Origin of the sequence: Novosphingobium capsulatum NBRC 12533 (assembly GCF_001598375.1) — a bacterium.
Classification (GTDB): domain Bacteria; phylum Pseudomonadota; class Alphaproteobacteria; order Sphingomonadales; family Sphingomonadaceae; genus Novosphingobium; species Novosphingobium capsulatum.
Genome location: NZ_BCYV01000005.1, coordinates 374,531 through 392,526, shown reverse-complemented (window position 1 = coordinate 392,526; position 17,996 = coordinate 374,531). Strand labels below are relative to the sequence as shown.

At 66.4% G+C, this 17,996-nt stretch carries 20 protein-coding genes and 3 tRNA genes; 9 read left to right on the top strand and 14 right to left on the bottom strand.

The features are described from left to right. Positions 1-124 precede the first annotated feature (124 nt). From SCA01S_RS03480 to SCA01S_RS03460, 5 genes are read left to right on the top strand one after another with little or no spacing between them, the layout of a single operon-like run. The gene (locus SCA01S_RS03480) at positions 125-1,372 is read left to right on the top strand and encodes a Tm-1-like ATP-binding domain-containing protein (protein WP_062782877.1); all 1,248 of its coding nucleotides are present in this window, start codon (positions 125-127) and stop codon (positions 1,370-1,372) included. Positions 1,373-1,391: 19 nt separating this feature from the next. Then, positions 1,392-1,865, top strand: a complete 474-nt coding sequence (locus tag SCA01S_RS03475) for an acetyl-CoA carboxylase biotin carboxyl carrier protein (RefSeq protein WP_028658389.1) — start codon at positions 1,392-1,394, stop codon at positions 1,863-1,865. 11 nt (positions 1,866-1,876) lie between these two features. Continuing rightward, the gene (locus SCA01S_RS03470; protein WP_062782874.1) at positions 1,877-3,229 is read left to right on the top strand and encodes an acetyl-CoA carboxylase biotin carboxylase subunit; all 1,353 of its coding nucleotides are present in this window, start codon (positions 1,877-1,879) and stop codon (positions 3,227-3,229) included. Further along, a complete protein-coding gene (locus SCA01S_RS03465) occupies positions 3,226-4,698 on the top strand; it encodes a biotin carboxyl carrier protein (RefSeq protein ID WP_062782870.1) in 1,473 nt (490 codons plus the stop codon). The genes SCA01S_RS03470 and SCA01S_RS03465 overlap by 4 nt, the downstream gene beginning before the upstream one ends. Continuing rightward, positions 4,695-5,543 carry an HAD-IIA family hydrolase gene (locus tag SCA01S_RS03460; protein ID WP_245652425.1) on the top strand — a complete coding sequence of 283 codons (849 nt, stop codon included), beginning with the start codon at positions 4,695-4,697 and terminating at the stop codon, positions 5,541-5,543. Before SCA01S_RS03465 ends, SCA01S_RS03460 begins: the two co-directional genes overlap by 4 nt. On the opposite strand, the gene SCA01S_RS03455 is transcribed toward SCA01S_RS03460, so the two are convergent. The 8 genes from SCA01S_RS03455 to SCA01S_RS03420 all read right to left on the bottom strand — a co-directional run bounded on the left by SCA01S_RS03455 (position 5,544) and on the right by SCA01S_RS03420 (position 10,530). After that, positions 5,544-6,017: an EF-hand domain-containing protein gene (locus SCA01S_RS03455; protein ID WP_062782867.1), complete on the bottom strand. Its 474-nt coding sequence runs from the start codon at positions 6,015-6,017 to the stop codon at positions 5,544-5,546. Positions 6,018-6,093: 76 nt separating this feature from the next. Then, positions 6,094-6,675: a hypothetical protein gene (locus SCA01S_RS03450; protein WP_157088841.1), complete on the bottom strand. Its 582-nt coding sequence runs from the start codon at positions 6,673-6,675 to the stop codon at positions 6,094-6,096. Between the two features lie 34 nt (positions 6,676-6,709). Then, positions 6,710-8,083 carry a pyruvate dehydrogenase complex E1 component subunit beta gene (locus SCA01S_RS03445; RefSeq protein ID WP_062782861.1) on the bottom strand — a complete coding sequence of 458 codons (1,374 nt, stop codon included), beginning with the start codon at positions 8,081-8,083 and terminating at the stop codon, positions 6,710-6,712. Between the two features lies 1 nt (position 8,084). Then, positions 8,085-9,164 carry a pyruvate dehydrogenase (acetyl-transferring) E1 component subunit alpha gene (gene pdhA, locus SCA01S_RS03440; RefSeq protein ID WP_412103061.1) on the bottom strand — a complete coding sequence of 360 codons (1,080 nt, stop codon included), beginning with the start codon at positions 9,162-9,164 and terminating at the stop codon, positions 8,085-8,087. A gap of 502 nt (positions 9,165-9,666) precedes the next feature. Beyond that, positions 9,667-9,743, bottom strand: a tRNA-Arg gene (locus SCA01S_RS03435). Between the two features lie 57 nt (positions 9,744-9,800). Then, positions 9,801-9,877, bottom strand: a tRNA-Arg gene (locus SCA01S_RS03430). Positions 9,878-9,932: 55 nt separating this feature from the next. Further along, positions 9,933-10,009: transfer RNA gene (locus SCA01S_RS03425), tRNA-Arg, on the bottom strand. Positions 10,010-10,059: 50 nt separating this feature from the next. Continuing rightward, entirely contained in the window at positions 10,060-10,530 is a 471-nt protein-coding gene (locus SCA01S_RS03420; protein ID WP_062782856.1) for an NUDIX domain-containing protein, read from the bottom strand. A gap of 112 nt (positions 10,531-10,642) precedes the next feature. Here SCA01S_RS03420 and SCA01S_RS03415 point away from each other — a divergent pair, with 112 nt between their 5' ends. Together SCA01S_RS03415 and SCA01S_RS03410 are read left to right on the top strand one after the other, a co-directional pair. Then, positions 10,643-10,825, top strand: a complete 183-nt coding sequence (locus SCA01S_RS03415; RefSeq protein ID WP_062782854.1) for a Flp family type IVb pilin — start codon at positions 10,643-10,645, stop codon at positions 10,823-10,825. A 99-nt stretch (positions 10,826-10,924) separates the two neighbouring features. Further along, complete coding sequence (locus tag SCA01S_RS03410; RefSeq protein ID WP_022678268.1) at positions 10,925-11,107, top strand: Flp family type IVb pilin; 183 nt, start codon at positions 10,925-10,927, stop codon at positions 11,105-11,107. 164 nt (positions 11,108-11,271) lie between these two features. Here SCA01S_RS03410 and SCA01S_RS03405 read toward each other — a convergent pair whose 3' ends face one another. From SCA01S_RS03405 to SCA01S_RS03390, 4 genes are read right to left on the bottom strand one after another with little or no spacing between them, the layout of a single operon-like run. After that, complete coding sequence (locus SCA01S_RS03405) at positions 11,272-12,219, bottom strand: acetyl-CoA carboxylase carboxyltransferase subunit alpha (protein WP_022678267.1); 948 nt, start codon at positions 12,217-12,219, stop codon at positions 11,272-11,274. A 49-nt stretch (positions 12,220-12,268) separates the two neighbouring features. Further along, positions 12,269-13,162 (bottom strand): tyrosine recombinase, encoded by an 894-nt coding sequence (locus tag SCA01S_RS03400; protein WP_281191297.1) that lies wholly within the window; start codon positions 13,160-13,162, stop codon positions 12,269-12,271. 10 nt (positions 13,163-13,172) lie between these two features. Beyond that, complete coding sequence (locus SCA01S_RS03395; RefSeq protein ID WP_062782851.1) at positions 13,173-15,065, bottom strand: hypothetical protein; 1,893 nt, start codon at positions 15,063-15,065, stop codon at positions 13,173-13,175. Then, positions 15,062-15,322 carry a hypothetical protein gene (locus SCA01S_RS03390; protein ID WP_062782848.1) on the bottom strand — a complete coding sequence of 87 codons (261 nt, stop codon included), beginning with the start codon at positions 15,320-15,322 and terminating at the stop codon, positions 15,062-15,064. The genes SCA01S_RS03395 and SCA01S_RS03390 overlap by 4 nt, the downstream gene beginning before the upstream one ends. A 59-nt stretch (positions 15,323-15,381) precedes the next feature. Between SCA01S_RS03390 and SCA01S_RS03385 the strand changes: the two genes are divergently transcribed. Together SCA01S_RS03385 and aroB are read left to right on the top strand one after the other, a co-directional pair. Next, the gene (locus SCA01S_RS03385; RefSeq protein ID WP_022676393.1) at positions 15,382-15,963 is read left to right on the top strand and encodes a shikimate kinase; all 582 of its coding nucleotides are present in this window, start codon (positions 15,382-15,384) and stop codon (positions 15,961-15,963) included. Next, complete coding sequence (gene aroB, locus SCA01S_RS03380) at positions 15,954-17,060, top strand: 3-dehydroquinate synthase (protein ID WP_062782846.1); 1,107 nt, start codon at positions 15,954-15,956, stop codon at positions 17,058-17,060. The genes SCA01S_RS03385 and aroB overlap by 10 nt, the downstream gene beginning before the upstream one ends. A gap of 118 nt (positions 17,061-17,178) precedes the next feature. Here aroB and SCA01S_RS03375 read toward each other — a convergent pair whose 3' ends face one another. Further along, a complete protein-coding gene (locus SCA01S_RS03375) occupies positions 17,179-17,628 on the bottom strand; it encodes a DUF488 domain-containing protein (RefSeq protein ID WP_022676391.1) in 450 nt (149 codons plus the stop codon). After that, positions 17,625-17,996: a tRNA-binding protein gene (locus SCA01S_RS03370; protein ID WP_062782843.1), complete on the bottom strand. Its 372-nt coding sequence runs from the start codon at positions 17,994-17,996 to the stop codon at positions 17,625-17,627. Before SCA01S_RS03370 ends, SCA01S_RS03375 begins: the two co-directional genes overlap by 4 nt.

Sequence of the window (17,996 nt, the reverse complement as noted above, 5' to 3'; positions counted from 1 at the left end):
ATCCTGTCTCCCGACCGCTGCTGCGGCTCGTTATGGTTTCATCTTGTGAAACGGAAGAATGGCGCAGCCGGTGGCAAAGTCAAATCCATTGGCGCAACATCAAGGCCAAGGGAGAGAACCGACCATGACCCAGAGCCAAGGCGCCACAGCGCCCAGCGTGCTGCTTGTCATTACGCAGGATACCAAGGAGGAAGAGGCCCGCTTCACCCGTGCCGCGCTGGAAGCGGCAGGCGTGCGCGTGGTGCACCTCGATCCCAGCGTCCGGCGCACCCTGGGCGGCGCGGAAATTGCGCCGGAAGACGTCGCCGCCGCAGCCGGCATGACCATGCCGAGGGTGCGCGCCCTGGGCCACGAGGGCAAATGCCAGGCGGCCATGATCAAGGGCGCGATCGCCGCCGCCCACGCCTGGGATGCGCGCGAGCCGATTTCCGGCATCCTTGCCATCGGCGGTTCGATGGGTTCGGCCCTGGCCGGCGCGCTGATGCAGACGTTTCCCTATGGCCTGCCCAAGCTGATCGTCTCGACCATGGCCTCGGGTTTCACCAAGCCCTACATGGGCATCAAGGACATCGCGATGATGAACGCGGTGACCGATATCTCTGGCCTCAACACCATCAGCCGCGATGTCTTTGGCAACGCCGCGCGCGCCGTTGCCGGCATGGCGCGGGGTTATGATCGCAACGCCCCGGCCGAAAAGCCGCTGGTGCTGATCACCACGCTGGGCACGACCGAAGCGTCTGTGCGTCGCATCCGCGAGGCGCTGGAGCGCGATGGCTGCGAAGTGATGGTGTTCCATTCCTCTGGCGCGGGCGGGCCAACGCTGGATGGCCTGGCCCAGGCCAAGGACGTGGCCCTGGTGCTCGATCTGTCGCAGACCGAAATCCTCGATCACCTGATGGGGGGATTGGCCGACAGCGGCCCGGATCGCGGCAAGGCGGCCCTGGCGCGCGGCATTCCCACGATCCTGGCGCCGGGCAATGCCGATTTCATCATCGCCGGACCGATCGACGCGGCGCGCGCGCAGTTTCCTGGCCGGAGCTATCACGAACACAATCCGCAGCTGACCGCCGTACGCACCACGATCGAGGACCTGCGCAAGCTGGCCGATCACCTGGCCGCCAATGTGCGCGATGCGCAGGGGCCGGTCCGCGTGATCACGCCGCTGCACGGCTTTTCCAACCATGACAGCCCCGCCGGCCACATCATGGACCGATCGGTGCCCGGCCCCTTTGCGCAATACCTGCGCGAGGTGATGCCGCCGCATGTGCCCGTCACCGCCGTGGACGCGCACTTCAACGATGAAGCCTTTTCCGATGCCGTGATCGCCACGGCGCGGGCGCTGCTGGCCGACGCGCCGGCGTGCGTGGCCTGATCCGTCCAAAGGGACCAAGATGACTCCAGACCTGCCATTGACCGCCGAAGATGTGGCCGAGATTGCCGAGATCCTGGCGCATTCGGGCTATCGCGAGCTTGATCTTTCCACCCGCCGCTTTCGCCTGCGCGTGTCACGCGGGGCAGACCAGGACGGTGGCGGCGATGGCGGCCTGACCCAGGAATGGCAATGGGCGGGCGATGGATCGGCGGGTGCTGGCCCGGCCAGCGCCGAGACAGCCGGCGAAGCGGCGGCCGATCCCGACCTGATCGCCAGCCCGCTGCCCGGCACGTTCTATCATGCGCCACAGCCCGGCGCGCCGCCGTTCGTCGCTGTGGGAGACGCCATTATGCCCGATACGGTGGTGGGTATCGTCGAAACCATGAAGCTGATGAACCCGGTCCATGCCGGGCGCGCGGGAACCGTTGTAGCCGTACTGGCCGCCAACGGCGCACTCGTGGCCAAGGGCACCCCGCTCGTGCGCCTAACCTGAAAGCATCCGTCATGACGATCAAACGCCTGTTCATCGCCAATCGCGGCGAGATCGCCTTGCGCGTGCTGCGCACCGCCCATGCCATGGGGATTGCGACCGTCCTTGGCGTCTCGGAAGCAGACAGCACCTCTCTCCCGGCGCGCCTGGCTGGTGCCACGGCGGTGCTGGGCCCCGGTCCTTCGCCGCAAAGCTATCTGGCGATCGACCGGGTGGTGGCAGCGGCGGTGGAGCATGGCTGCGACGCGGTGCACCCTGGCTATGGCTTCCTCTCTGAAAACGCGGCGTTTGCCCGCGCGGTGGCCCAGGCCAGGATGATCTTCGTCGGCCCGGCCGTGCAGACGCTGGAAGGCATGGGCGACAAGCTGGCTGCGCGGGCACTCGCGCTGGCGGCCGGGCTTCCCGTGCTGCCCGGCGGTCCGGCGGAGACGGCGCAAGATGTGACCGCCCGCGCCCAGGAAACCGGCTATCCCCTGCTGCTCAAGGCGGTGGCGGGCGGCGGCGGCAAGGGCATGCGCCGGGTGGACCGCGCCGAAGACCTCGATGCCGCGCTGGCCATGGCGCGGGCCGAGGCGCAGGCATCGTTTGGCAACCCTGCGGTCTATGTCGAACGGTTCGTCGCGCGCGGACGCCATGTCGAGGTGCAGATCCTGGGCGATGGCACGCATGCCATTCACCTGGGCACCCGCGACTGTTCGATCCAGCGCCGGTTTCAGAAACTGGTGGAGGAAGCCCCTGCCCCGGCCATGCCCGCAGCCGCCCGCGCCGCCATCGAGGATGCGGCCGTGCGCCTGGCCCGTCACATCGCCTATCGCGGCGCGGGCACGGCCGAATTTCTCGTCGATGCCGACGATTTCTCGTTCTACTTCCTGGAGCTTAATGCCCGCATCCAGGTGGAGCATCCGGTGACCGAGGCGATCACCGGCGTCGATCTGGTGGAACAGCAGTTGCTCGTGGCGATGGGCCATCCCCTGCGGCTGACCCAGGCCATGGTGCGGCCCCATGGCCACGCGATCGAGGTGCGCGTCAATGCCGAAGATCCCGACGCCGATTTCCGCCCGGCGCCCGGCGTGGTTGCTCGCGCGGCCTGGCCAGCCGGGCCGGGCGTCCGGGTGGACAGCCACATCGCCAACGGCGGCGAGGTTCCACCATTCTATGATTCGCTGCTGGGCAAGCTGATCGTTCATGGTCCCACGCGCGAACAAGCCGTGGCGCGCATGGCGGCGGCACTCCAGCACCTGCGCATCGACGGGCTGCCGACCACGGCGCCGCTTCATCGCCGCATCCTGGCCGATCCGCGCTTTGTCGCCGGCGGGGTGGACACCGGCTTTCTTGCCGGCCTCAATCTTACAGGATCCAATCCATGACCGCGATCCGGCTTGTCGATGTGACCATGCGCGACGGCAACCAGAGCCTGTGGGGCGCCACCGGCCTGCACACCGCGCACATGCTCCAGGCCGCGTCGCTTACGCAGGCCTGTGGCTTTGCCGCGGTGGATTTCACTTCATCCAGCCACATGGCCGTGGCTGTCCGCTATTTCCGCAACAACCCGTGGGAACGGCTGCGGCGCATGGCCGCCGCTATGCCGACCACGCCGTTGCAGTTCATCACCACGGGCCTGCGTTTCATCGCCTGGCAGCAGGCCGATCCCGATTTCATGGCGGTGGTCTATCGCACGCTGCAGGCCAATGGCGTGGGCCGCTTCGTGCTGCTCGATCCGATGCACGAGGTGCCAGCCGTGATCGAAGCGGCGCGGCTGGTAAAGCAGGAAGGCGGGGCGCAGGTCATGGCCGCGCTCACCTTCACGCTGTCTTCGATCCATACCGACGCGTTCTACGCCGATTTCGCCCGCGCCTTGGCGCAATGCCCCGATATCGACCTGTTCTATATCAAGGACCCGGGCGGGCTGTTGTCGGTGGACCGGGTGCGCACGCTGGTGCCGGCGGTCAAGGCCGTGATCGGCGCCAAGCCGCTGGAAATCCACGCCCATACCACGATCGGCCAGGGCATGCTTTCCAGCCTGGAGGCAGCGCGCCTGGACATCAGCGCCGTGCATGTGGGCGTTGGCCCGGGTGGCGATGGCTCATCGCTGCCCGAGGCGAACCGCATGCTCGCCAACCTTGAGGATGCCGGCCACAGCGTGGAGATCGACCGGAACGCGCTCACGCGCCTGACTCGCTATTGGCAGCGCGTGGCTCTGGCCGAAGGCCTGCCGCCGGGCGCGCCGCAGAATTTCGATGCCAGTTTCCTGCGCCACCAGATCGCCGGCGGGGTGATGACGACCACGGCGCGGCAACTGGCCGAACTGGGCCTGGCCGACCGGATGGAGGCCGTGATTGCCGAAACCGGGCAAGTGCGCGCCGAACTGGGCTATCCCATCATGGTCACGCCGTTTCCGCAGATGGTCATGAACCAGGCGCTGTTCAATGTGATCGGCAGCCATCGCTATGCCCAGGTTTCAGACCAGGTGATCCGCTATTGCCTAGGCAAGTTCGGCAAGCCCACCTCGCCGATCGATCCGGCGGTGCTGGCCACGATCATGGACCGGCCACGTGCGCGCGAACTGGAGCGGGAGCCGGCGTTTCCCACCCTGGCCGACCTGCGCCGCCAGTTTGGCCAGGGCCTGCCGGACGAGGAATTCCTGCTGCGCGCGGTCATGCCCGCCGATCAGGTCGATGCCATGCTGGCCGCCGGCCCCTCGCGCGCCACCTACACGCCCGAGGCCGCGCCGCTACTCAGCCTGCTGCGGCAATTGGCGGCCAAGCCCGACGCACGCAACCTGGTGGTCGAACGCCCCGGCTTTCGCCTCGCCCTTCATGCCGGAGCCAGCCTGTGACCGTCCTTTCCCCCGATCACGCGGCGCGTCTGCGCGATGCCGCCGGCTTCATCTTCGACATGGATGGCACGATTGCCCTGGGCGACGCCAAGAGCGGCGGACACAAGGCCCTGCCCCATGCCGTGGCCCTGCTGGAACGGCTGCGCCAGCGCGGCACGCCGTATGTGATCTTCACCAATGGCACGGCCAAGGCGCCGGCCGACTATGCCGCATCGCTGCGCAATGCAGGATTTCCGGTAGACGATGCGCAGATGCTCACGCCATCGGCATCGGCCGCCGCGTGGTTTGCCGCGCAGGGGTTGCGGCGGGTGCGGGTGCTGGGCAATGCCGGCTGCGCCGCGCCGCTGCGGGCGATCGGGCTTGACGTGATCGATCCGTCGGAACCGGCAGAGCGCGTCGATGCAGTCTATACCGGATGGTTCCGCGAGTTCGATTTTGCCGCGCTTGAGGCCGGCTGCGATTCGCTGTGGCACGGGGCGCGGCTGTTTACCGCCAGCAACGTACCATTCTTTGCCACGGCCACGGGCCGCGCGATTGGATCGAGCTTTGCCATCAATGCGATGCTCACGGCAATGACCGGCAAGCGAGCGCGCATCCTGGGCAAGCCATCGCGCGTGGCCTTTGACGTGGCCCGCCAGATCATGGGCCTGCCGCGCAGCGCCGCGGGCGCGATGGTGGTGGTGGGCGATGATCCCGCCCTCGAAATGCGCATGGCCAACGGCGCTGGCGCCATGGCCGTGGGCCTAACCACCGGCCTGATGAAATCGGCCAGCGACCTGCCGCAGCGCGATCGGCCTGGCGTTCTGCTCGATGGACTGGAGCCGGTGTTACACTCGCTGGCCTGATCACTTGCAGGCGCAGGCCGCCTTCTTGGTTTTCTGCTTGGTGGTGACGAATTCGGCACGGGTCAACGCGCCATCGCCGTTGGCATCGGCGCTCTTGAACTTGTTCTCGGTGCTCACCGCCCATTCGTCAAAGCTGAGCAGGTTGTTGCCGTCGACATCCAGCTTGCGGAAATCCTTGGCCCGTGGGGCCAGCAGTTCGTTGCGGGTGATGCGGCCATCGCGGTCCTTGTCGAACCGGTCGAAGCGGCGCTGCTCGCGGCTCGCCTCGCTGGCATGCGGCAGGGCTGGTCCCTGCAAGCCGTCACCATCGGCGGTGGGCAGGGTATCGTCCTCGCTCGCCTCTGCTGACGGTGCGCTGCTGGGGACGGCGGCCAGCGCCGGGTTTTTCTGCACGGCAGCGTGGCCTTGCCACCAGAAAACGCCCGCTGCCACCAGCATCAGCGCGCCCAAAGCACCCACCAACGTTCTGTTCATTGCCCACCCCCGGTTTACGCAATTTTACGGTCCCGGGCGGACGTTCACAGAGGAAAGCAATACCGATTTGGCAGGATCAGCGGCCGATCAGTCCCAACCGCAAGGCACTGAGGAAGCGCAGCGCCGGGCTGCCGCCCTCGCCGCGCAGGGCCATGCCACGCAGCAGCGCCAGCGGCCGCATCGCGCGGGGCAGCGGCGCCATTCCGGGTGTGGACGGTGCCAGGCCGCGCCATTGGCGGGCGCCCAGTTCCACCGGCGCCAGATCGGCAATATCGGAAAAGCCGGCCAGCGCCAGCATCACGCCCACGCGCGCCTCATCAAGTGCGGCAGGGCCTTCCTCGCCCACATGCAGCGCCTCATAGCCATCGACCAGTGCCGAAAGCGCGGGGCGTGACGGGTTCCAGGGGGAAAGCATGGCCAGCAAGGGTTCACCCTTGGGCCAGCGGGCGGCATCCTCGCCCAGGCGATCACGCCACCAGGCCAGCCGCAGTTGGATCATAATGGCGTCGCGCCCATCCCGCGCGGCATCGGCTAGGCGCTGTTCCAGCGCGAAATAGCCGATCCACAGCGGGCGTGTGGCTGCCGGAGCATAGCTTGCCGCAAGCCGTTCAAGCGGCGGCAAGCCATCGATCAGATCCTGCATTGCCGGATTATGCACTGCGAGATCCTGCGCCCCGGTCAGCCACCACCGCTTAGCGGTAGCAGACCTTCTTGACCGCAGCCACGATCTTGCCAGCGTCGATCAACGCGGCCTTTTCGAGGTTGGCGGCATAAGGCAGCGGCACGTCTTCGTCGCACACGCGCAGGACCGGGGCATCGAGGTGATCGAAGCCTTCTTCCATGGCGATGGCGATGATTTCCGACGCGATCGAGCAGACCGGGAAGCCTTCTTCGGCAACGACCATGCGGTTGGTCTTGGCGAGGCTGGCCAGCACGGTTTCCTTGTCGAGCGGACGCAGCGTGCGCAGGTCGATCACTTCGGCATCGATGCCTTGCTCGGCCAGCTGCTGCGCAGCCTCGAGGGCAAAGCCCACGCCGATCGAGTACGACACGATCGTCACGTCCTTGCCTTCACGCACCACGCGGGCCTTGCCGATCGGCAGCACGAAATCGTCAAGCTGCGGCACGTCGAACGTGCGGCCATAGACGAGTTCGTTTTCCAGGAACACCACCGGGTCCTGGCTGCGGATCGCGGCCTTGAGCAGGCCCTTGGCATCGGCCGCGTCATAAGGCGCGATGACCACGAGACCGGGGACTGCGGCATACCACGGGCCATAGTTCTGGCTGTGCTGCGCACCCACGCGCGCAGCGGCGCCGTTGGGGCCACGGAACACGATCGGGCAGCGCATCTGGCCACCGGACATGTAGTTGGTCTTGGCGGCCGAGTTGATGATGTGGTCGATCGCCTGCATGGCGAAGTTGAACGTCATGAACTCGATTACGGGCTTGAGACCACCCATGGCGGCGCCCGCACCAATGCCGGCAAAGCCATATTCGGTGATCGGGGTATCGATCACGCGCTTGTCGCCAAACTCTTCGAGCAGGCCCTGGGTCACCTTGTAGGCGCCCTGGTACTCGGCCACTTCCTCACCCATCACGAAGACGGCGGAATCAGCGCGCATTTCCTCGGCCATGGCGTCGCGCAGCGCTTCGCGCACGGTGGTGGGAACCATCGTGGTGCCGGCCGGGATTTCCGGATCGGCCGCAGGCTTGGCGTCATGCTTGGGCGCGATCGCGGCGGCAGCCTGGGCCTTGGGATCAGCAGCAGGGGCAGGCGCCGGTTCGGCCGCCGGGGCGGACGCGGCGGCAGGGGCAGCCGGCTCGTCCTCGCCCTGCAGCGTGGCGATCACGGTGCCGACCTTGACGCCTTCGGTGCCTTCGGAAACCAGCAGTTCGCCGATCGTGCCTTCGTCGATGGATTCGAATTCCATCGTCGCCTTGTCGGTTTCGATTTCGGCGAGGATGTCACCAGACTTGACCGTGTCGCCGGGCTTCACCAGCCACTTGGCCAGCGTGCCCTCTTCCATCGTGGGCGAGAGGGCGGGCATCTTGAGTTCAATTGCCATCTCAGTACTTCTCCACCAGCACGTCGGTATACAGCTCTGCCATGTCCGGCTCGGGCGAGCTTTCGGCAAAGTCGGCGGCCTGGGCCACCTGCTGGCGAATCTTCTTGTCGATGTCCTTGATCGCTTCTTCGGTCACGCCGCGCTTGAGCAGTTCCTGCTTGGCGCCCTCGATCGGATCGTGCTTGTCGCGCATTTCCTGCACTTCTTCACGGCTGCGATACTTGGCCGGGTCAGACATCGAGTGGCCGCGATAGCGATAGGTGTTGAGTTCCATCAGCACTGGGCCATTGCCGCCGCGCACATATTCCAGCGCCACTTCGGCAGCCTGGCGCACTTCGAGCACGTCCATGCCGTTGACCGGCATGCCGGGGATGCGGAACGCGGTGCCACGGCGATAGAAATGGGTTTCGGCCGAACCGCGCTTGACCGCGGTGCCCATGGCATAACCGTTGTTTTCCACCACGAACACGATCGGCAGCTTCCACAGCGCGGCCATGTTGAAGGTTTCGTAGACCTGGCCCTGGTTGGCCGCGCCATCGCCGAAATAGGCCATGCACACGCCGCCATCGTCGCGATACTTATGGCCGAACGCCAGGCCTGCACCCAGCGAGACCTGCGCGCCGACGATGCCGTGGCCGCCGAAGAACTTGTGCTCGGTGGAGAACATGTGCATCGACCCGCCCTTGCCGCGCGAGATGCCCGCGCCGCGACCGGTCAATTCGGCCATGATCACCTTGGGATCGATGCCATAGGCCAGCATGTGGCCATGGTCACGATAACCGGTGATCACGCTGTCGTGGCCCTCGTTGAGCGCCGACTGCAGACCGACCGCCACGGCTTCCTGGCCGATATAGAGGTGGCAGAAGCCGCCGATCAGGCCCAGGCCATAAAGCTGGCCCGCCTTTTCCTCGAAGCGGCGGATCAGCACCATCTGCTCATAGAACTTGAGCAGTTCGGCGTCCGACGCATCATAGCGCTTGTTGTTCGCGTGCGACTGCTGAAGGCTGCGCAGCGCGAAGGTGGCATCGTCCTCGACCGGGCTGCTCAGCGCGGCCGACACGTCGGAAACCGACGCGGCCACAGCAGCAGGCTTGGGGGCGGAGGAGCGGGGATTGGCGGCACGCGGCCTGGCGGACTTGGCCAAGTCTCAATATCCTTATTCTGGCTGCCTCAAGGCTCTGCGTATTCGCAAAACCGGCTCTCCCATTGAACCATGATCGCGCCTTGCGCAACGGCCAACAGCGGCCAAGACGACAATTGATGCAGCGAAAACGCGGTTTCTCGGGATTTATACTAGTATAACGAAAAATCGCTGCAATGCGGCATTGCAATGCACCCTGAAACGACGCGGATGCCGCACCATGCGCGCCGCCCTTTCCACGCCGAACAAGCCACGAAGCCAGCATGAATTGCCCGGTGCGTCAAATCGGGGTTTGCGTAGTGACAGCCGAAGAGGATGGCGCCGCGCACAACCACAGGCCGGATCGTGGCGTTGCGGCCGCGGCGGCAAACACCAATGCGACCGGCCGCCCGAGACAGGCGCCGGCTTGTGCGGATCGTGCTGTAGCGTGATGATAAGCGAGTGGCGCACCCGGAACGATTCGAACGTCCGACCCTCAGATTCGTAGTCTGATGCTCTATCCAGCTGAGCTACGGGTGCCTGCCAATGTCGTGCCTGCCGGGATACCCATGCAGGCGCCTTTCCAATGGAAAGGTATGGCGCACCCGGAACGATTCGAACGTCCGACCCTCAGATTCGTAGTCTGATGCTCTATCCAGCTGAGCTACGGGTGCCTGCCATGTATGGCCAGTGAAGGCCTTCCCCTGCCCCACGCCCCTGAAAGGAGAATGGTGCACCCGGAACGATTCGAACGTCCGACCCTCAGATTCGTAGTCTGATGCTCTATCCAGCTGAGCTACGGGTGCCGGGGAGCCGCGCCTCTATGTCACACAGCGCAGGTTGGCAAGCGTCTTGTTCAGGCGCCAAGCAAATTTTGTGCAGTTATACACAGTGCAATATCGAGCGGCGGCATGGTTTCGGGAATGGCCAAACTGCGCAGGGCTGCCCCATCTACCCATTGCAGCGCCGCCCCTTCTTCGGCCACGGGCGTGCCACGCCAGGCGGCACAGCGATAGAGCAGCAGGACCAGATCACGCCCGCTGGTGGCCGCCTCGTGCACGGCAAAGGTCAACGGCGCCAGATCGGCAGGATCGACGGCAATTCCCAGCTCTTCTGCCAACTCGCGCGCCAGGGCCGCTGCCGGCGTCTCACCTGGCTCCACCTTGCCGCCGGGAAATTCCCACAACCCGCCGTGATGCTTGCCCAGCGGGCGCTGCTGCAACAGCAGGCGGCCTTCGCTGCCCTCGCCCGCTACCAGCGCTGCAGCGACGACCAGCAGCGGCGCGGATGCCTGGTGCGGCAGGGGCGAGGCAAGTGTAGCTGACATTGGTTAATCCGATCCGGCAAAACATAAGGGCAAACCGCCAGTCATGCCGGCAACGGTTTCTTAGGCCATGTCCCGCTAAGCGGAAAGATGCACAGGTGGATGGGGCCAAGACATGAAGAACTTCTTGCGCAGGATCGCGCGCGAAAGCGAGGCGGTGACGCTGGTGGAATATGGCCTGCTGGTGGGGGCACTGGGCCTGTCGATCGTTTTCGGGCTCAACGCGTTTACCAATCAACTCTACCGTCTTTGGCACATTATCGACAATGCAGCGGTGGCTGCGGCCAATCGGCATTAAGCGCATTTTAGGTTTTACTGCCTAGAGACAGCATTGTCCGCAGCGTGACGCAAAACCGAGGCGGGCCGGGAAAAGAAGATCTCTTCAGGAGTAGAATTTATGAAGCTCGTCCGCGACCTGTTCCGCAACGAAGAAGGCGCCACCGCCATTGAATACGGCCTGATCGCCGCTCTGATCGCCGTTGCTGCCATCACCGCCATGGGCGCGCTGGGCAACTCGCTCGGCAACACCTTCAACCTCGTGTCGAACGACATGAACAACGCTTCGGACGGCCACCTCTAAGAGGCGCCGTCGCCCGGCGAAACACGCCGGGTGAGCAACAGGAAGGGGCGGAAGAAGGCGGGGGCCTTTTTCCGCCCCTTTTCTGTCAGCAGCACCAGACGGCCGGCACGAAAAAGGCCGCCAGGCATCATGCCGGCGGCCTTTTCATGTCTGGCTTGTGCGGATCAGGCGCCGATGCGCAGGAACCGTTCGGCACGCAGGGCGCGCAGGGCATCGGCGTTCTTGCCGGCCAGGTGATCGAGTTCCTCACCGATCGCGGCGGCGAGTGCGGTGCAGGTGGCGGCCGGATCGCGATGCGCGCCGCCCACCGGTTCGGGCACAATGCGATCAATCACGCCCAGCGAGAGCAGATCCTGCGCCGTCACTTTCATGGCCTCGGCCGCCTCGGGTGCCTTTTCAGCCGTGCGCCACAGGATCGAGGCGCAGCCTTCGGGCGAAATCACCGAATAGACCGCGTGTTCGAGCATCAGCACGCGCTCGGCACTGGCAAGTGCCACGGCCCCGCCCGAGCCGCCCTCGCCCACGATCGTGGCGACCATCGGCACGCCCAGCGCCAGGCAGGCTTCGGTGGAGCGGGCAATCGCCTCGGCCTGGCCGCGTTCCTCAGCCTCGACACCCGGAAACGCGCCCGAGGTATCGACCAGGGTGACCACCGGCAGGCCGAATCGGCTGGCCATTTCCATCAGGCGGACCGCCTTGCGATAGCCTTCGGGCTTGCCCATGCCGAAATTGTGGCGAATGCGGCTTTGCGTATCGTGGCCCTTTTCATGGCCGATCAGCATCACGCGGCGATTGCCCAAACGGGCAAAGCCGCCGACGATCGCCTGATCCTCGCCATAGAGGCGATCCCCACCCAGCGGCATGAACCCGGTGAACATCCGCTCGACATAGTCGCGGAAGTGCGGCCGCGCCGGATGGCGGGCCACCTGGGTCTTTTGCCAGGGCGAGAGCGCACGATAGGTGTTGGCCAGAAGCTCGGCCGACTTGGTCTCAAGACGACGGATCTCGGCGGCGATATCCAGCTCACCGCTGGCGGCAGCCGTATCGCGCAGTTCGGCGATGCGGGCTTCCAGGGCGGCGACGGGTTTTTCGAATTCGAGGTACGAAATCATGGCGCCTGCGCTAGGGACACGCGGCCGTTTGGTCAATGGTCGCGCATGGTCAAAGGTGCCTGAGCGGGTGCTTCTCGTTCACCAGCGCCACCAGGCGGGCCGAATCCACGTGGGTATAGATTTCGGTGGTGGCAATATCGGCGTGGCCCAACAGGGTCTGCAACACGCGCAGGTCTGCCCCGCCCTCCAGCAGATGGGTGGCAAAGGCATGGCGCAGCACGTGCGGGCTGACCTTCTCCGGATCGATTCCGGCGCGCAAGGCCAGATCGCGCACCAGTTGGAACAGACGAACGCGCGTCAGGTGCCCGCCACGCGGCGAGGGAAAGAGGTGGCGCGAACCACCCGGCCGCACCGCCAGCCAGCGCCGCAACGCCGCCAGCGCCCGGGTGGACACCGGCACCAGGCGCTGCTGCCCACCTTTGCCGGTGATCGCCAGGAACGGCACGTCGCGCGGCAGCGCCGCCAGCGGCAGCGAGACCAGCTCCGTCGCGCGCAGGCCCGAACCATAGAGCAGTTCGACCAGGGCCAGCAGCCGCACGCCCTCGGGCGTGCCGGCGGCCGCATCGGCTTCTGCCGTTTCCAGGAAACGCGCGATTTCCGCATGATCGAGCAGGCGCGGAAGCGGCCGCCGGGCGCGTGGCCGCACCAGCGCGGTGCTGGGATCATCGGCCCGCAGGCCTTCGTCCTGGGCAAAGGCCATGAACTGGCGCAGCGCCGAAATCTTGCGTGCCTGGCTGGCCGGGGCAAGTTCGGCCCAGGTTTGCGCCAGGCCGGTCAGCGCCTCGACATCAGCAGTAACCAGATTGCCGACCACGCTTTCGGCGCCGGCAAGATCGCGCGCATAGGCGGCCAGGGTATTGGCCGCCGCGCCCCGTTCGGCGGCCATCATCGCCAGGAACGCCGCCACCGCCGGAGAGGCCGGGCCGGCGCCGCGCCTGGTCACAACCGCGCCTTCACACCCGCGCCACCGCTTCGGCGGCGATCATCCGCGCCTCGCCATCCAGGCCAACGCGGCGCAGCGCCGAAACGATGTGATAAAGATGCACCGCCGTCATCTTGTCCCAGCTTTGCGCCTGCATGCCAAAGCCGGCAAGCAGCGCGACCAGCGCGGGATTGTCGGATTGGGCAGCATCATCGATGGCGCGGGTCCAGCGCGTTTGCCGACCCATGTTGATCTTGAGCTTGCCGGCAAAGGCATTGGCCGTGGCATCATCCACGCGACCCAGGCCCATCAGCCCGGCCAGCAGGAACTGCGAACGCAGCGCGCCGCTGCTGTCATCGCCGCTCTGGAAGGATTCCAGCGCGGCGTTGCCGATCGCCGTGCTTTTGGCCGGGGCGGACAGGGCGATAAGGCCCCAGGGCTCGCTGCCCATGGCGACGACACCGCTCCACCGCGCGGCATTGGCATCGAGGCCAGCGGTCAACATCGAGGCAATCAGGCCCCCGGCATCGCCTGCCAGATCGGGGCTGGGCAGCATGCGCGCGGCGGCATAGGCCGTGAGCACCAGGCGCGAATAGGCCCGATCGGGATTGTCGGCCGAACCCCACAGCGCCTTGATCGCGGCCAAGCGGTCTGCGGCCTCGGGCGCGGTATAGGCGGTGCGCAGCTTGTCGGCCAGCGGGCCCCAGGTTTTGTCCTGGTCGGCCCCGTCCTGGGCGTTGATTTCGGCAAGCTGGCTATAAAGATCAACCATCGCCGCGCTCGACAGGATGCCCCGGCCGGCGGCCACATCGGCTGCAGCGCAGCGTGCCGGCAGCGGCAGCATGGGCGCACGCACGGCCAGCACGGCATAATCGGCCCAGGCCTGCTCGCGCAGGTTCTGCGGCGGTTCGATGCCGACTGCAAAGGCCATGCCGGTGCGCCACGGGGTGAGTTGATCGACATCCTTCCATTCGATGTTGACCGCGCGGCGCGTGGCAGAGGTGGCGCCGGCCAGCTTCTGCGCCAGCAGGATATCGATCTTGTCGGCGCCGCCGCGGCGCATCAGGCGATCAAGCTGCGCCATCGCCGGCGGCCCATCGCCGGTAAAGCCAGAACAGATCGCGCGGGTCAGGTCCCACTGCATGCCCTGCCGCCCTGCGGCGGTAAGCGCGGTGATCGGGCACAGCCCGACCGGATCGGCCGTGGCCAGGAATGCCCCCATCGCGGCGTCTTCCAGGCCCGGCGTAAAAAAGCCGCTGTCGACCGACTGCACCATGGCGCGCGCGGGATCAGCCTCACCCATACGCAGCAGCAGCCCAGCGCGCAGGGCGGCCCAATCGGCGCCGTTCATGCCCACCGGGGTATCCATGCGGCTCATCAGCGCGCGGCGCACCAGGATATGCCCCCAGCGCGACACCATCGGCCCGCGCATGTGGTTGAGCAACTGCTCCACGAACGGGCCGTTGAGATAATGCGTGGACGTGGCCGGAAACCCGCCATCGATCTGGTCGATCACTCCGACCCGCGCCAGGCTGCGCTGGGCACTGGGCGGAATATCGTACTTGGGCTGAGCCTTGGCGATCAGCGCATCAAGCGTGCCGGGATCGATCGAATCGAGCGGATCGGCCGGGCCGCTATTGCCGGTCACATCGGCATTCTCGTCCAGTGGAAGCGGCTGGATCACCGGTGACGCAACGGCCGCGGGCGCCGCCGGGGTTGTGGCGGGCTTGGCCGGCGCGGGAGCCGCCTTGGCGGCGCCAGATGCTGCCGCGGGCTTGGCCTTGGCCGGCTGCGGGCGTGCGGGCTGCGCCGCCGGCTTGTCAAAACCGGGCGGCAGCAGCGATTCCTGCGCCAGCAGCGCGCCGGTCATCCCGGCAATGGCAACGCAGCCGAGCAGGGCATGGCGGAAAAGGCGCGGTTTCATGGCTTGCTTTCCGAATGGGCCGAGCTGGCGTTACTGGGCACGGCAACGGGCTGTTCCACCCAAGCGGTCTGGCGTGGCCCGCCCAGCATCCAGGCCAGCATAACCAGAGCCACGATCACGGCCGCCACCAGGCCACCGCCGATCGCCAGCCAGGGCAGCCCCTGAAACGGCTCGAATCCACCAGCGGAAAGCGTCGGCCGATTTTCCGGCCCTCGCCCGTCACCCTTGCCACTTTGCATCGAACCCTGATTGTTCACGTTGCCTCGCTGCCACGGCGCTTGCGCTTGGCCCTAGCGCAAGTATAGGCGGCGCGGCAATGGACCACGAAAGCGCCCTCTTATCCATGGCGGAAATCGCCCGCATTGGCCGCCGGATCGATCGGCCGGTGGTGCTGGTGGGCATGATGGGCGTGGGCAAGACCACGGTGGGCCGCAAGCTGGCCAGCCTGCTCGACGTGCCATTTGTGGATGCGGACGAAGAAATCGAGCGCGCGGCGCAAATGCCGATCCCCGAAATCTTTGCCACCTATGGCGAACCCTATTTCCGCAGTGGCGAGCGCCGGGTCATCGCCCGCCTGCTCGACGGCGCCACGCCAACGCGGCGCAAGATCCTGGCCACCGGCGGCGGCGCCTTTGTCGATCCCGATACGCGGCGGCTGATTCTCGACAAGGCGGTATCGGTCTGGCTCGACAGCGATATCGACACGCTGGTGGAGCGCGTGGGCCGCAAGGACAACCGCCCGCTGCTGCGCGGCGGCAACCCGCGCGAGATCCTTTCCCGCCTGCGCGAGGACCGGCGCGCCGCCTATGAGCAGGCGGCAATCCATATCACCAGCGGCAACCTGCCCCACGGCGTGACGGCAAACCGCATCCTGAAAGCGATTGACGCATGGCTGTAATCCCCGTCGCCATTGCCGGCGCCCCCTATGACGTGGTGATCGAAGAAGGCGCCCTCGCCCGCGCTGGCGCGCTGTGCCGCCCGTTCGTGCGCAAGGACAGCGTCGCGGTGATCACCGACGAAAACGTCGCCGCCGCCTGGCGCGAGACGGTGACGGCCAGCTTTGCCGCGCAGGGCATCGCCAGCCAGTGGCTGGTGCTGCCGGCCGGAGAGGCGACCAAATCCTGGGACAGCCTGGTGCGCGTGGTCGATTGGCTGCTGGGCCTGGAGATCGAGCGCAAGGACAACGTGGTGGCGCTGGGCGGCGGCGTGATCGGCGATCTGACCGGCTTTGCCGCCTCGATGGTCAAGCGCGGCTGCGGCTTTATCCAGATGCCCACCACGCTGCTGGCGCAGGTCGATTCCAGCGTTGGTGGCAAGACCGCGATCAACACCGCCATGGGCAAGAACCTGGTGGGCGCGTTCCACCAGCCCAGCCTGGTGCTGGCCGATCCCCTCAGCCTCGATACCCTGCCCCTGCGCGATGTGCGCGCCGGCTATGCCGAAGTGGTGAAGTACGGGCTGATCGACGATCCCGAATTCTTCTTCTGGTGCGAGGCCAACGCCGCCCGCCTGCTGGCCGGCGACCCCGCCGCTCGCGAGCACGCCATCGCCCGCAGCGTGGCGGCCAAGGCGCGGATCGTCGCGGCCGATGAAAAGGAAACCACGGGCGTGCGCGCCCTGCTCAACCTGGGGCACACGTTTGGCCACGCGCTCGAGGCGCAGACCGGCTTTTCCGATCGCCTGCTGCACGGCGAAGGCGTGGCGCTGGGCATGATCCTGGCCGCGCGCTATTCCGCGCGCCTTAGCCTGATGAGCCGCCAGGATGCCGAGCGCGTCGCCGCGCATATCGCTGCCGTGGGCCTCCCGGCTTCGCTCAAGGCGCTGGACATGAATTGCGACGGGCAGACGCTCAAGAATCACATGCTCCACGACAAGAAGATGGACGCCGGCACCCTGCCCTTCCTGCTGATGCGTGGGCTGGGGCAGACGTTCCTGGCCAAGGATGTGGACCTGGCGGATGTGGCAGCGTTCCTTGACGAGGAACTGGCGCGCTAAGCGCCCCCTCCACCACCGCTACGCGGCGGTCCCCCTCCCCACAAGTGGGGAGGATCTTGAAGGTCCTCCCCACTTGTGGGGAGGGGGACCAGCCGCAGGCTGGTGGAGGGGCGATGCCTCAGACTACGTCCGGCACCAGATCGACCGCGGCAAACTCTGGCAGCATCGCTTCGCGCAGCAAAGTGCGGTGGCATTCGTGCGCGGCGCGTTCATAGCATAACAGGGCAACGCGCTTTTCCGTGGCCAGGGCATGCAGGTGCGCCCCAGCAGCCATCGCCTCGGGCAGTTCGAGTTGGCCGGCATAGATGCGTTCCAGCGCCGCGTGATCATGCGCGCGTGCGGCGGCGCGGCCGTCCGCAGGCGTGCCCAACGCCTTGAAATGCACATACTGGATGCCGGCCTGGGCCAGCGCTCCGGCCAGCGCGGTCTTGGAAAAGCCGGGCCGGCGCGACAGCGGCAGGGCGCGCACGTCGGCAAGCACGTCGACGCCGGCGGCTTTGAGCGTGCCGATCACGGCATCGAGCGTCGCCTGCTCGTAGCCAATGGTCCAGATCGTGGGCGCGGTCATAGCAGGCGGGCGCCGTTGGGCACGGGGCGTTCGGGACTTGCGAGCACCACGCGGCCTTCGGGATCGGCGAAGCCGAGCGTGAGCACTTCGGAAATGGCCTTGCCCACCTGGCGCGGCGGGAAGTTGACCACGGCGGCGACCTGGCGGCCGATCAGGCTGGCCGGATCATACAGCGCGGCCACTTGCGCGCAGCTTTTCTTATGGCCCACGCCAGGGCCAAAATCGATCACCAGCTTGATCGATGGTTTGCGCGCGCCAACCAGGTCTTCAGCGGAAAGCACGGTGCCGATGCGAATGTCCACTTTCAGGAAATCGCTGAAGGCAATGGTTTCTTCGGGCTCGCTGGCGGGATCGTGAATAACATGCAT